The following is a 13,502-nucleotide window of genomic DNA, read 5'->3' on the forward strand; positions in this document are numbered from 1 at the left end:
ATCCTCCTTTACAGAAAAAGAAAGAAAAGAGGACTCATAAAAACGAATACATCGATGTGTAACCTTTTTTGGTTTACTTAACACTGAGCAAAAAGGTTTAACTTATAATGAATTATAAATCTTTGTTTACCATGTCAGGCAATTCTTTTGGAACGCTATTTCGGGTGACCACCTGGGGAGAATCGCACGGTGAAGCGCTGGGTGTAGTGGTCGATGGCTGCCCTTCCGGACTCGAGCTCTCGGAAGAGGACATACAGCACGAGTTGGACCGCAGAAGACCCGGCGTAAGCGCCATAACAACGGAACGGCAGGAAGCCGATGTGGTGAAGATATTATCCGGCGTCTTTGACGGCAAAACGCTTGGCACGCCTATTTCTCTGCTCGTATGGAATAAGGATGTCGATTCAAGCCCTTACGAGCCTCTGAAGCATATCGCAAGACCCGGTCAGGCGGATTTCTCGTACCATCAGAAGTACGGGATTCGAGACCATAGAGGTGGTGGAAGAGCGTCTGGACGCGAGACCGTCGCGCGCGTGGCCGCTGGTGCAATCGCAAAGAAGATCTTACGGGGTTATGGTATTCAACTTATCGGACACGTCGTGGAAATTGGCGGTATACGAGCGCGAGCAGTGAACGTAGAGGAGATAACGAGGAATGCAGAGAGTAATGCCGTACGCTGTGCCGATCCTGAAGCCGCGCAGAGCATGGAAGCGCTAATAAAAGCGGCAAAGGAAGAAGGAGATAGCGTCGGCGGCATTGTAGAGGTGCGTGCACTCGGCGTTCCCGCGGGGTTAGGCGAGCCGGTCTTCGATAAGCTGGATGCAGAACTCGCGAAAGCTCTGATGAGTCTCGGCGCGGTGAAAGGCGTGGAACTAGGCGCTGGTTTTGGGGCTGCAAAGCTAAAAGGCTGCGAGATGAACGATGAGTTTTACATGGAAGAAGGCCGGATACGAACGAGAACGAACCGTGCAGGTGGAGTGTTGGGCGGCATTTCAACGGGCGAGCCCATCATTTGCAGACTAGCAGTGAAGCCCACGCCGTCTATTGCAAAGCCGCAGCGAAGTGTTGATATGCAGAAGATGGAAGACGTGGAAATAAGGATAACGGGCAGGCACGATCCCTGTATCTGCCCTCGATTGGTTCCCGTGGCAGAAGCAATGGTCGCTTTAGTGTTGGTAGATTCGTTGTTGCGAGCCGGGCGAGGGTAAATCTTATCCGCTGAATGCCTTACTCACTTTTGGTTTATGGTAGTATCGTTAGCTATCTCTAAAAAAAGATTTTATACCACCCAGGTTATTTATGATAGCTATGGGGCTGATAAGTGCGGAACGAGCGCGTGTAACGGGTCATCTTAACCAGCTCAAGGACGATGCCAAAGGAATAAAAGATAGGCCTTGAACATTTTGAAAAAGGCTTCGAGCAGCCGCCAGCTCATCTTAAACGGGTTGAAAACGTCGAAAACGTGATGAAGGAGGCGTAAAATAAAGATGAAAGAACCTGGTGCACTATTCCAAAAGACGACTAGAAGTCCTAAAATCGTGTTAACCGCAGATGAAACGATGCTGAGCAGGTATCACTGGGGAATTTTTATGGGCTTCTCCACCTGCATGCCGTAGGGTATTATCCCTGACTGGTTCTATTTCAACGTTTTCGCGCCAGCGGTGCCGAGGAGAAACGGGAGAGTTGTTTATGCCGATTCCGGTCTTAGAATGGTAGAGGCGTCGTTAGCAGAAGCATTTGGAGTACACGAAGTTGCTGTGATCCACCCGAAGGATCTTGAGAGGGTTGTTGGCAGCCGTATGGAGATAATAGGTATCAGTGGGCACGATTTCCTGGGTATCAATCCGCCGACTTCGGAGTTCGTTGATCTCGCTGATACCGGGCCCCCGTACAATCGTGTGAAGTTCTTTGAACTGATGCGAAAGCCAGTTATGAAGGATAAGATAGTGGTAGCAGGAGGTAAAGCCGCATGGCAGCTGGCGGATGAGACGATTATGGATAACCTCAATATCGATTATGTTTATCTTGGTGAGGCTGAACGCACCGTTTCTGAACTTTTCAAGTCCGTATTCGAGGGTGAGAAACTCCCGAGGATCGTAACGGGAAAAGAACCAAAGATAGAAGAGATCCCCAATATCATTGGTGCCACCATTCACGGATTGGTCGAGATAAGCAGGGGCTGCGGTAGAGGTTGCTCGTTCTGCACACCGGACATGCAGCGCCTCCGGTACAAATCGATCGAACATATCGTACGAGATGTGCGCACCCATGTCGAGACGGATCAGCGGGCAATTTCGCTCCATTCCGAGGATATTTTACGGTATGGCGCTAAAGGAATCGAGCCAAATGAGGAGCGGGTGCTGAGTCTCATCAAGGACGTTGCAGCGGTTGACGAAATCGAAAGCATTGGCGCGAGCCATATAGCACTCGCATCGGTTTATCACAATCCCCAATTGCTTAAAGAGGTCTCAGAGACGTGCTACTCCTTACTCGACCAAGACTGGTTGGGCGCGCAAACTGGCATCGAAACTGGAAGTCCGCGATTGCTTGCGAAGCAGATGCGCGGTAAAGCATTGCCCTCTCCGGCCGAGCGGTGGCATGAGATCGTCAAACAGGCGTTTGGGCTCCTTGATGATAACCGCTGGTTCAATGCCTCAACGATAATCAACGGTTTGCCTGGTGAGACGCCAGATGATATCCTCGCGAGCATAGAGCTAGTAGAGGATTTGAAAAGCACGTCATTGCTTATCGTGCCGATGAACTTCGTCTCGATACGTGGCTCTCCCCTAACTAACGAGGAGACGTTTACCATAGCAAAGATGACATCTGAGCACTGGCAGCTCATTGGTGTATGCGTCGAGCACAATCTGCGTGTCCTTCCCCGACTCCTGAGAATATATCGGACGAGAACCGATTTTGTCAAAAGCTGGTTGCTTTATTTCGCAGCAAACCGGATGGCGCATGCGTCGAACCATTACGTCCAGACGATGAAACGAGGAAAACCGCAAACCGACCGAGCGGAAGCAAGCAGATGGCTCTATCCAGATATACCAGAGTTTTAGAGTTCACGGGCAAAAATAATCACGCCTTTATATAGTACTGATTTTACATTTTAGTAAAAAGTAAAAGTGGTGACGCGAAGATGAGTGACGTTGTCATGCAAGAAGTGTTGAATTTGATGACACAGATAGGAAAGCAGATGGACTTAGGATTACCGGTGGGGCGAGTCTGGGGCTTTTTGCTCTTCAGGTCCTGCCCCGTCACGCAGCGGGAGATAGAAGAAGGGACTGGTTATAGTAGAGGTCTAATTAGCCGATGCTTGAAGATTTTGGGAACCGCGCATAATATTGAAGTACGGAGAGAAGGGCACGAAAACCGCTATTCTGTCAGGACCTCTTTAACTGACGATTTTGTTGCACACTTCGAACACTTTATTGCCAATATGGTCAATCCGATGATTGAAATACTCGCGCGGAATGCTGATGAGATCGAAGATAGCAAAGTGCGAGAGCGCTTTCACACGCTCCTCCACGAATTCAAGAAATTATACCTGGCTACACGCATCTTCTCTGGCATAATCAAGGACATAAACTTAAATGCAATAGCCACAGATATGGAAGATGCAGAGGACTATGTAGTAACTGTAAATATAGAAGCGCGAGAAGACTATGAAGAAAATAACTATTACAAAGGAGATAGCAAAAATGGAAATGAATAAGAGGTATGAAAATATGAATAGGCGGAAACGGCTGGTTTCGCTCTGTACGCTGAGCTTGGTGTTCCTATTGGTTTTTTACTCACCGCTTGCGTTATTACCGACCCCGTCAGTAGTTCCTGCGAGTGCGGCGTCCTTCTCGTCCGTTACTATAACCGACGTGACGCCTACTACGTTCAATCCTGGCGATACGCGCGCGGTAATCGTGACGGTGAGTAACAACGGAGGCCGAGACGCAAAGAATATTCGCTTGGCTTTTCAAGGTACCGAAGTCTTATCGCCCGTTGGGCCGACCGTTTACCCCATAAACACGCTGAACTCGTGGAGTTCAAAGGAGATCACAGTGACGATGCATGTAAAGGAAGAGGCGCCCAATGGCATTTATTCTGTTCCCGTGAACTGCTCGTGGCGCGAATACTATTTCGATCCGGCGGAGGGCTATGTAACGGGTCCTGAACAAACCGCGCTCTTAGGATTATCTTTCAACGTTGTCGGAGAAGGAGTACTCAACGTCGGTGATGTGACAACGGATCCGACAACCATACGACCGGGAGACGAGAACGTGGAGATACGCGCAGCTATAGAAAACAGTGGAGAAGCCGCGGCAAAGGATATTGAGGCACAATTAGTCTTCGACGGTGATACGTTCAAGCCGTCCTGGTCAGGAACCGATCGTTCCTATTTAGGTAGGTTGAACTCCGGGGAAAAGGGCGAAGCAGTGTTCCATATTGACCTCGCGGAGAACATAGCAGCGGGAACACAGAGCATACCACTGCGGATAACCTATAAGGACACGAAAGGTACCGAATACAAGGTGCTACGGGCGGTAACGATACTGGTGAAGCCCAAGCCCGACTTCGAGATCGTTTCGTATTATACCGAGCCGGCGAGCATAAGCGCGGCGGATACGGGCGTGGTGTTGCACGTGCAGATAAAGAATGTTGGTTCAGAGAAAGCGGAATCGGCGAGTGTGCGGATGACGGGCGAGGCTGATGTGCCGTTTGACTACGACGTAAAGAGCGATTTCTTGGGTAATTTGAAGATTGACGAAACGGGCGAAGCGATCCTGAAGTTCGATGTGGATAAGGATGCGGTGCCGAAAGGCTATCCGATGGGCATAGAGATCCGCTGTACCGGCGATCGAGACCTGGGCGATGACAATGTGTACGTCTTCAATAAGGAGATCAACGTGGAGGTATCCTCAAGCAGTTCTCAGGAAGATGGCTTTTCAGTCTCCGGGTTTGAGGTTCTCTTCTCGCTTCTCGCACTTTTTTTCGTCTTTATCGTGGTAGAACTGAGAAGAAACGGGGTGTAGAATCAATCCTACTCACTGAGGACATATGAATTCCATAACGAACGCGAGCGTTAGAAAGAGGTTGACGGGATGTCGCTAAAAGGAAAGATAAGCGCGGAACGTGCATTGGAGCATTTGGCTACGTTTCAATACCAGCATTATAAGCAGATAATCGTTGCCGCGCTGCTCATAACGGTGGTGCTTGGTTACGGCATGACGCTCCTGGAGTTCCAGGGCGATCTGACGAAGGAGATGCCGCAGGATTTACCGGTGTTCGAGTTATCGGAGCGGCTTGAAAGTACGTTCAAGGGCGAAGAATTCCTAGTGATCGTGGTCACGTTAGATGAAGAGACAGGTACAAAGGGCATACCGCGCGACCTGAGGGATCCACGAGTAATCCAGTCAGTGGTCGAGCTGCATGAACGGCTGGAAACAGAGCCGTCGATTGAAGGCGTTCGGTCGGTGGCCCCCGTTTTTCAAGGCGGCGTGCCTGACGACATAGAGGGGGTGAAGCAGGTTATTGCTTCCACTCCCGGGTCCGGACAATTCTTCAATCGAGATTACAGCACTATGCTGGTCTACGCGGATACTGCGGTTGGCACGGATGAAGAGAAGGTGGATGAGATTACGGAGATTATAGCACAGGATATCGACGCGATTACGAGGTCTCCCGGCGTCACCTATAAAATAACCGGTATAGCACCGATTATCGTGGAAATTGTACGGCTGCTTAAAGGTGATATCGTCGTAACGACCTTCACGGCAGCGCTCGTTATCTTAGGCTTGCTGGTGGTGCTGGAGCGTTCGATCTCACGCGGCTTTATTGTCTTCCTGCCGCTGATTCTCACCATCGTCTGGACCTTTGGGACCATGGGATTCCTCGGCATTGCGATGTCTGTCACTACCGGTGTGATCGGCGCGATCCTGCTCGGTCTAGGTGTCGAATATGGTATATTCATGGTTTCACGGTATTACGAAGAACGCCAGAGGCATGAACCCGCAGAATCAATCAGGATTGCGGTCTCGAACATCGGCGCATCCACCTTCGGCTCTGGCGCAACGACCGCGGCGGCTTTCCTCGCGTTAACGCTCTCTATAATGCCCATGATCCAGCACCTCGGGCAGACGCTGGCTCTTGGTATCACGTTTTGTTGGCTTGCTGCCACCATCATAAATCCCTGTTTCATTCTGTTGGAGGAACGCATAAAATCGAAGAGAGTGGCCATGTGGCTGCATGACTGGGTGAAAGGAGAGGTGGTAAGAAATGCGCGCTAACCAGCACGGCCAGAACAGAGGGCTCTTGAAGCAGTATGCGACGTTCGTAGCGTATCGCCGAGCCGTTCTCCTACTGCTCTTTCTCCTGCTCACACTCGTTTTTGGATACTTTGCCTCGCAGATGCAAACCGTGGGTATGTCGCAGGAGGACATGCTACCCGAGGATATAGAGGTGATCGCGACGCTTCAGCTCGTGTCAGACCAGTTTGCCGGCACGTTTTCCAGTTCGACAATAGTCGTAGAGATCGATCCGAGCTATGCGCAGTCCACCGAGATCCGTGATGTGCGCGATCCCGAGGTGTTACGGTATGTTGATGCGCTTGCAGCACGTGCGAAGCTGGTATACGGGGTTATCGACGCAACAAGTGCGGCAGACGTGATAAAAGACGCGAATGGGGGCAAAATCCCAAGCTCGTTGAGGAGCGTGAAGTCGCTGGCGGCGCAGAACGAAATAGTAGCGCAACAGCTCAGCATGTACATCAGCGACGATTACACACTCAGCGTGGTGAGATTGTCGTTGTTAGACGATCTTGATGCGGTGGAGGTGGTTGCAGAGTTACGTGAAGTGATACGAGTCGCTCAGCCGCCGGGCGTGACGGTGGAGATCTCCGGCGATCTTGTGGAAGACATAACGATGCAGGAACTCGCCGGGGAGACGATGCAAAGAACCTCCACGATCAGTTTCGCGCTCATCATCATTATTCTCATACTCCTCTTCGTCTCGATCAAATACGGGCTCATTCCGTTACTCACCATTCTTCTCGGTACGGTCTGGACCTACGGGGTGCTGTACGTAGTAGGATTCGAGATAACACCGATGACATCGGGTGCACTTGCGATGATCATGGGTATCGGGATCGATTTCGGGATTCAGGTCACGAAGCGGTTCAGATATGAGCTGCGAACGTACGAACGGGAGGAGGCGATGGTGAATACGCTCCAAAACGTCTTCTATCCCATGGTCATAACGACGATCGCAGCGGTGACCGGCTTCTTGTGCCTTTCACTCGGGGACTTGCCGATGATGAAGGACATGGGGAAGATGCTAGCAATGGGTGTCTCGTGCAGTATGGTTGCTGCATTGACCGTGGTGCCTGCTGTTCTCGTACTGTTGGAGCGGAAAAAGAGGCATGATTAAAGATTAAAATAAAAAGGAGGGCAAAAGAGGTGGAAATACCAGCAAAAATCAAGAAAATTGTTGAAGGGCATGGGTGGCTGAGAAATCTAATGGTTCGCGATATTATGGAGACAGACGTTGTTACGGTTAACGAAGATGCCACGCTACGGGAGTTAGATTCCATGATCAACGAGTATAAGCATCAGGGCTATCCGGTCATGGATAAGGCGAATAAGACCGTCGGCGTTATTTCGCTCAAAGATTTGCTGCGCGTGGACGAGGAAGACTGGGATACCTGTCGGGTTAAGGATCGAATGAGCACCTGCCTGATTTGTGCCCGCCCCGAAGAAAGTGTTATTGATGCCGTGGAGAAGATGACGAAAGCGGGCGTTGGCCGATTACTCGTGATGGAAGGCGACACGCTTGTAGGTATCGTATCACGGAGCTGTATTATGGACAAGGTAATAAAGAGGATGGTAACGTAACGGAAACGGTACCATCTATTTCTCCTGGAATCACCTGAGCGATACATCGATCGGGCCTGATGCAGGGCAAAGAGTAATCACACACCTACCACCTACTTTTATAAAGAGTATGAGCGTTTGATTACATGTCACTACCCCTATCCATACCTATTATCAACCCTAAAAAAACCCTAAAGAGCGTTTCCGGAAACGTTTAAGAGCATCACGAAACGCGCGGCGTGAGTACTATACGAAATCATGAGAGAAGAAGAAGCTGACGATTATCGGAGGAATCGTGCAATATCCTATACGCTCAGGATTGTTATGGTGATATTGCTCATCATCGCGGCGTGGAGAAGAGACTGGGTCTATGTCGTTGCCTGCGTTATCAGCCTCATGATCAGCTTCATACCTACAATTCTCAAACGCGATTACAACATTACCCTGCCGTGGGAACTTGATCTGATGATCGCATCGGCACTTTTCTTGCACATCGGTGGTGGGGTGCTCAGCGCATACTATCTCATCCCAGGCTATGATCATCTTACGCACTTTGTTTCTTCGGTACTGGTGAGTTTCCTGGCTTTTGTCGTCATTTATATTCTGGACGAATACTGGGATGGGCTCCACATGGATATTTATGCGATGGCTTTCGTCGTGGTGATTTTTACGATGGCCATGGGCGTTGTCTGGGAGTTTCTCGAGTGGTCAATCGACTTAGTCTTCGGAACCCGGGAGCAGTGGGGCTTGCAGGATACGATGCGGGATCTCCTTGTTGATACCATCGGTGGCATTATAATGGCTTTTGGCGGCGTGAAGCTGATAAAAAGCGGCAAGCTGAAAGAAATGTTAAAGGATTTTGGATTGCAGGTTTACCGTAGCATAATTCGTCAGGGAAAAGCATAATCGAAAAGATAGGCGGAAGAGCGAGCTGAGCTACTATTCGTTCTTTCTCATCCAGGCATAAACCGGGTCCGTCCAGATGCTCCACGGTTTTGACCCTTTTAACGTCCCGTCGAGCATGCTGCCCACGAACAAGCAGAAAATGGCGATCATCATGATGTTCGTGCTCTCCTGGGATAGCACCCCCAGATTGACAACCGAGTATCGTGCCTCTGAGAGGGGCCAGAAGAGCTGTACACCTTCCAAGTAGGCAGGTTTGCTTTGTGCCGCAGCGACACCGAAAATCGAAAGAAAGGACGTGTTGTAAGAGAACATGTCCAAAAACAGGTGACTCAGAGTGCCAACCATGCACCAGGGGAGGATTTGAAGCGCTTGAGACTTCCCTTTCCACGAAGCAAATCCTGCGGTCATGATTAAGGCGATTACCAGAGCGCTCAGAAGCGAATGCGTCGCGGTTCGGTGCAGCCCAAAAAACATATCTAACCCGCCAATAACCTCAATGATATCAATATCAGGTAGCAGGGCACAGAGCGTGATAACGCGTATGCCTGCATCGCCGGCGTTAGCGCGGCGTCCCAGGAAATAACCTGCCATGTAGTGCGTTAATGGATCCATTGACTTACCTCGATCTGCTTTTTTTGTATGTTAGTATCGTCTCCTTTTTACTCTTTTATCCTCTTTTATTCTCTTCTTCGTTCCCAAAAACGTTTGCCCTTTTTCCCGAAGTGGCGCTCTCAATTACCCCTCCGGAGCTACCAGTACAAGGACAACAACGCCTAAACGCCGAGAGATCTAGCTGGAACGAAGGGATTTAAACAAACGGACTCAGGTCGAATTTCATACCGTCTCGCGCCGCTATTACTTCCACACAGGTCTCTTCGCCGAGCTGCTTCGCGATCTCCCAGGGCTTATTCCGGAGCATGGTCATGCCGAAATGGGTGAGGATAGCGACCCGTGGCCTTCTCGTTTCTATGATCCGTCTCGCATCTTTCACGCTGAGGTGGTCGACTCCTTCTCGCCGTTTATACATCGCCACGTTCATGACGAGCACGTCACCGTCGTAATAGTCCTCCAGGCCGTCGAAATAGCGCGTATCGGCGATAAAGGACACGATCGTCGAATGCTCGCCCTGTACCTTTATGTTCAGGCCGAAGGTGTCAACGATGCCGTGTAAATGCCGTTTCGGCGTCTGCACTTCGAGGCTGCCCACCGTATAGCACCCGCCCTCTTTGAACTCCTCGATGCGATCCACAAGCCCTTGATAATAGTTCAAAACGACCGCATCGCCCTCGTTTCTCAAGGCATCGGTAGGACAGAGCAGCACGCCACGTGGCTTGAATCCGCCCTCCGTCATCGCCTCGATCATCACATTGATGTCGTTAGAGTGGTCTAAATGTTTATGCGTGAGAATAATGCCGTTTAACTTGGCGGGGTTGAGCTTTGGCCGGGAGGAGGTAAATTTCACCAGCGTGCCGGGGCCAGGATCGATGAGGAGATTCGTGCCTCGTAAGCTCAGAACGGTGCCGGCGGAAGATCGAAACTGCGTGATCATGACGAATCGCGCGCCTGCGGTTCCCAGAAACTTTATCTCGTCCTTGTTATTTCTCGCCATTGTCTTTCAGTCTTCAAACCCTCGATGCAAACCCCACGTCTTCGCATGCGCCAGTGCTTCCTGGTATTCGCCCTGGGTTATCCCCCTGTTCAGCTCCTCATATCGATATGCTTCGTACATAGGTCTATACTGCGCCATTATATTTATATACGATTCTTTTGACAGCGCGGTAGCCACGAATTTGAAGACTGCGTCAGAGCCGGCCAGGCCATTCGGCAGCACCAGATGCCGTATCAGCAGTCCTCGCACCGCTATACCACGGTCGTCCACGGTTAGATCGCCCACCTGCCGGTGCATCTCCTTCACCGCTGCTTTGCAGACCGCGAAGTAGTCAGGCGCATTGGAGTACTTCTTCGCAACTGCTTCGTCGCTGTATTTGATGTCCGGCATGTAGATGTCCACAATGCCGTCCAAAAGCTCTATCGTTCGTTTCGATTCGTAGCCGCCGCAATTGTAGACGAGTGGCACGTGCAGCCCGTCTTCGATCGCGATCTTCAGCGCTTTCACGATCTGCGGTGTGAAATGGGTCGGCGAGACGAAATTGATGTTGTGGCAGCCCATTTTTTGCAGCTTGAGCATGCTCCGCGCGAGCTCCTCTTCGGTCATTAGTTGCCCGTGTCCGAGATGGCTGATGTCGTAGTTCTGACAGTAGATGCAGCCGAGGTTACAGTTGGAGAGGAATATCGTGCCCGAGCCGTAGATCCCGACCAGGACGTCTTCCTCGCCGTAATGCGGCTGCACGCTAGAGACTTTGAGATGCCGATTCGAGTTGCAGTAGCCTTTCTCGCCCCGGTTTCGGTTCACGCCGCACGCGCGTGGACAGAGGGTGCACTCGTCCAGTATAGCCATGAGCGTATCGATCCGCTCGTCAAGCTCACCGCGTTCGTACGTGTCGAGATAAACCGGTGCTGCTGCGGGCATGGTGGGCCTTTTCATGTAGAAAAAGTAAGAAGAATCTATTAAGATTTTTTAATGGTTGAGCAAGAAGGAGAGAAGTCGGTAGCAATGACGAAGCGAGGCAGAATTATCGCCGTTGCGGGCAAAGGCGGCACGGGCAAGACGGTAATAGCCTCGCTCTTGTTGAAATTCCTCACGGAGAACGGGCAGGGACGCGTGCTGGCGATCGATGCCGACCCGGCAACGTGTTTGCCGAGCACGGTTGGCGTCACGATAAAGAAGACGATCGGAGACGTCCGGGACGAGATCGCGTCGCCGTCTCAGGTTTTCTTCTCCGAGGAGATGCCGACCGATATGCTGATCGAATACAAGATCGAGGAGATCATGGTCAACACGCCCAGATTCTCGGTACTCGCGATGGGACATTCCGAAGGCCCGGGCTGCTACTGTTTGATCAACGATATGTTACGGCACTTTATTGACAAGCTCTCGTCACGGTTCTCGACGATTCTGATCGATTGCGAAGCGGGCCTCGAGCATCTCAGCCGGCGAACGACGCGAGATGTGGACACGTTATTGGTGATCAGCGACCCGACGAAACGGGGCATGGATACCGCAGCGTCGATAAAAAACTTGGCAGAGAAGCTGCAGATAAACGTGCGGCGCATCTATCTGGTTGTGAACAAGGTGACCGATGATGCGGAGGTGCAGCGAGTGCTGCCTGAATTGATAAAGGAGAGCGGGCTTGAGCTTGTGGGAATGGTGCCTGAGGACGCAAATATCCGAGCTTTTGACTTAGTAGGGAAGCCGATCGTGGACCTGCCGGAGGATTCGGAAGCGGTGCGAGCAGTAAAGGAGATTTTTGAGAAAGTATGTGAAGCGTAACAACAAAAGCAAACTTCAAAATCTTCCACGCAACTCAAAGCAGTCTATGTAGCAAAAGGTTTATCTAGTGCGGGATAAAAAGTAATTGAAGATGTTTAATGAAATAATTACGTTTCTGCGCAATGTAGACATCGGTTTTTTAGATGCTTTGATCAGCATTATCGTCGGAGTTATTGTACTGATCACCGTTTTCTTCGGAATTATAGAATATCTCAAATCCAAAAAAGAGTTCTCTGATCTCTTTCTCTATTGCAAGGCGAAAGATCTGCAGCAGGAAGATTTCGGAATCCAACCGCCGTCAGACGCAAAAGCCAATATAGAAGCATACTGGGATCGCGATAGTGATGAGGGAATCGAGAAGCCGCTCGAGGCGCACGAAAACGTTTTGGTTATCGGCATGCCAAAGATGGGGAAGACGAGGAGTGTTTATCAAGCACTAAAAAAAGTTCTCCCGGATTTTCGCGTCATTAGAGTCCCTCCGCGAAAAGTTGAGGATTTTAGGTTGCCGTTCCTCAAAAAGAATTATCTGGTGTTTTTTGATGATTTAAACGAATTCGTTGAGGTGAATTTTGATTTCGAATCGTTTCTGAAGAAGTTCAGAACAAAATCTAAGAATTTGATCGTCGTAGCAACATGCAGAAGTGGGGATGAATATATAAACGTCAAAAAGAAGTCCATGCAGATTCTACGAAAATTCTCAAAAGAGATCAATCTGGATAACTATGAACTGGATCCGAGTGAGGGAGAAAAACTGGCAGATAAAGCGGGGATTCCGTGGAGACCGGAGCAGTTCCTCGGGACACCTGGCTCTGTCGTTCTTGACATTGAAGATATGAAAAATCGATACAGAAACGCAAGCGATCACGAAAAGTGCATTTTACGCAGTTGTAAATTGTTGAAACGAGCGAACATCTTCGTATACAAAAAAGAGCTGATACGGGCAATTTGCGATACCGTTTTTGAGACACTGCTTACTGAAGATTCGTGGATTGAAGCAATTAATCATCTTAGTGAGAACAGCCTTGTTACTAAGGCTTCCATCCCTCGAATTGATGTGTACGACCCCACGTTGGAGATGGTTGTGGATGATTATGACCCCGTCTATCATCTCGAATCGTTACTCACTCTTTTAATCGGATTAAAAGATGCAGAAGACCTCTTTTATCTCGGAAATGCTTTTTACTACGATAAAAATTACGATAAAGCGGAAAAGAGCTATAACGAGTGTTTAAGCCTCAATCCCGATTATGCCAAGGCGCATTCCAATCTTGGTGTTTTGTTAAAGGAATTGGAGCGAAACGAGGAGGCGGAAACGGAATACAAAGAGGCGATTCGGATCA

13 protein-coding genes are annotated in these 13,502 nt (G+C 50.0%); 10 read left to right on the forward strand and 3 right to left on the reverse strand.

The annotated features are described in order from the left end of the window. The first annotated feature begins 131 nt into the window (after positions 1 to 131). The 8 genes from aroC (at position 132) to JW878_02560 (ending at position 8,771) form a co-directional block, all read left to right on the forward strand. A complete protein-coding gene (aroC, locus tag JW878_02525; GenBank protein ID MBN1761943.1) occupies positions 132 to 1,208 on the forward strand; it encodes a chorismate synthase in 1,077 nt (358 codons plus the stop codon). A gap of 501 nt (positions 1,209 to 1,709) precedes the next feature. Next, positions 1,710 to 3,062, forward strand: a complete 1,353-nt coding sequence (locus tag JW878_02530; protein MBN1761944.1) for a B12-binding domain-containing radical SAM protein — start codon at positions 1,710 to 1,712, stop codon at positions 3,060 to 3,062. A gap of 80 nt (positions 3,063 to 3,142) precedes the next feature. Continuing rightward, complete coding sequence (locus tag JW878_02535; protein ID MBN1761945.1) at positions 3,143 to 3,718, forward strand: hypothetical protein; 576 nt, start codon at positions 3,143 to 3,145, stop codon at positions 3,716 to 3,718. After that, a complete protein-coding gene (locus JW878_02540; protein MBN1761946.1) occupies positions 3,705 to 5,030 on the forward strand; it encodes a COG1361 S-layer family protein in 1,326 nt (441 codons plus the stop codon). Before JW878_02535 ends, JW878_02540 begins: the two co-directional genes overlap by 14 nt. 69 nt (positions 5,031 to 5,099) lie before the next feature. Continuing rightward, a complete protein-coding gene (locus JW878_02545) occupies positions 5,100 to 6,284 on the forward strand; it encodes an MMPL family transporter (GenBank protein MBN1761947.1) in 1,185 nt (394 codons plus the stop codon). Continuing rightward, a complete protein-coding gene (locus JW878_02550) occupies positions 6,274 to 7,422 on the forward strand; it encodes an MMPL family transporter (GenBank protein MBN1761948.1) in 1,149 nt (382 codons plus the stop codon). Before JW878_02545 ends, JW878_02550 begins: the two co-directional genes overlap by 11 nt. Positions 7,423 to 7,451: 29 nt before the next feature. Next, the gene (locus tag JW878_02555; GenBank protein ID MBN1761949.1) at positions 7,452 to 7,886 is read left to right on the forward strand and encodes a CBS domain-containing protein; all 435 of its coding nucleotides are present in this window, start codon (positions 7,452 to 7,454) and stop codon (positions 7,884 to 7,886) included. A gap of 237 nt (positions 7,887 to 8,123) precedes the next feature. Next, the gene (locus tag JW878_02560; protein MBN1761950.1) at positions 8,124 to 8,771 is read left to right on the forward strand and encodes a hypothetical protein; all 648 of its coding nucleotides are present in this window, start codon (positions 8,124 to 8,126) and stop codon (positions 8,769 to 8,771) included. Between the two features lie 33 nt (positions 8,772 to 8,804). Here the strand turns inward: JW878_02560 and JW878_02565 are convergent, their stop codons facing one another. The 3 genes from JW878_02565 to JW878_02575 form a co-directional block, all read right to left on the reverse strand. Then, positions 8,805 to 9,383: a metal-dependent hydrolase gene (locus JW878_02565; GenBank protein MBN1761951.1), complete on the reverse strand. Its 579-nt coding sequence runs from the start codon at positions 9,381 to 9,383 to the stop codon at positions 8,805 to 8,807. Positions 9,384 to 9,579: 196 nt separating this feature from the next. Then, a complete protein-coding gene (locus JW878_02570) occupies positions 9,580 to 10,380 on the reverse strand; it encodes an MBL fold metallo-hydrolase (protein MBN1761952.1) in 801 nt (266 codons plus the stop codon). A 6-nt stretch (positions 10,381 to 10,386) separates the two neighbouring features. Further along, positions 10,387 to 11,301: a radical SAM protein gene (locus JW878_02575; protein ID MBN1761953.1), complete on the reverse strand. Its 915-nt coding sequence runs from the start codon at positions 11,299 to 11,301 to the stop codon at positions 10,387 to 10,389. A gap of 84 nt (positions 11,302 to 11,385) precedes the next feature. Here JW878_02575 and JW878_02580 point away from each other — a divergent pair, with 84 nt between their 5' ends. After that, complete coding sequence (locus JW878_02580) at positions 11,386 to 12,162, forward strand: AAA family ATPase (protein ID MBN1761954.1); 777 nt, start codon at positions 11,386 to 11,388, stop codon at positions 12,160 to 12,162. 91 nt (positions 12,163 to 12,253) lie between these two features. Continuing rightward, positions 12,254 to 13,502, forward strand: a 1,249-nt coding sequence (locus tag JW878_02585; protein MBN1761955.1) for a tetratricopeptide repeat protein, incomplete at its 3' end; no start/stop codon positions are given.

The organism is Methanomicrobia archaeon, from assembly GCA_016930255.1.
In the GTDB taxonomy this organism is placed as follows: domain Archaea; phylum Halobacteriota; class Syntropharchaeia; order Alkanophagales; family Methanospirareceae; genus JACGMN01.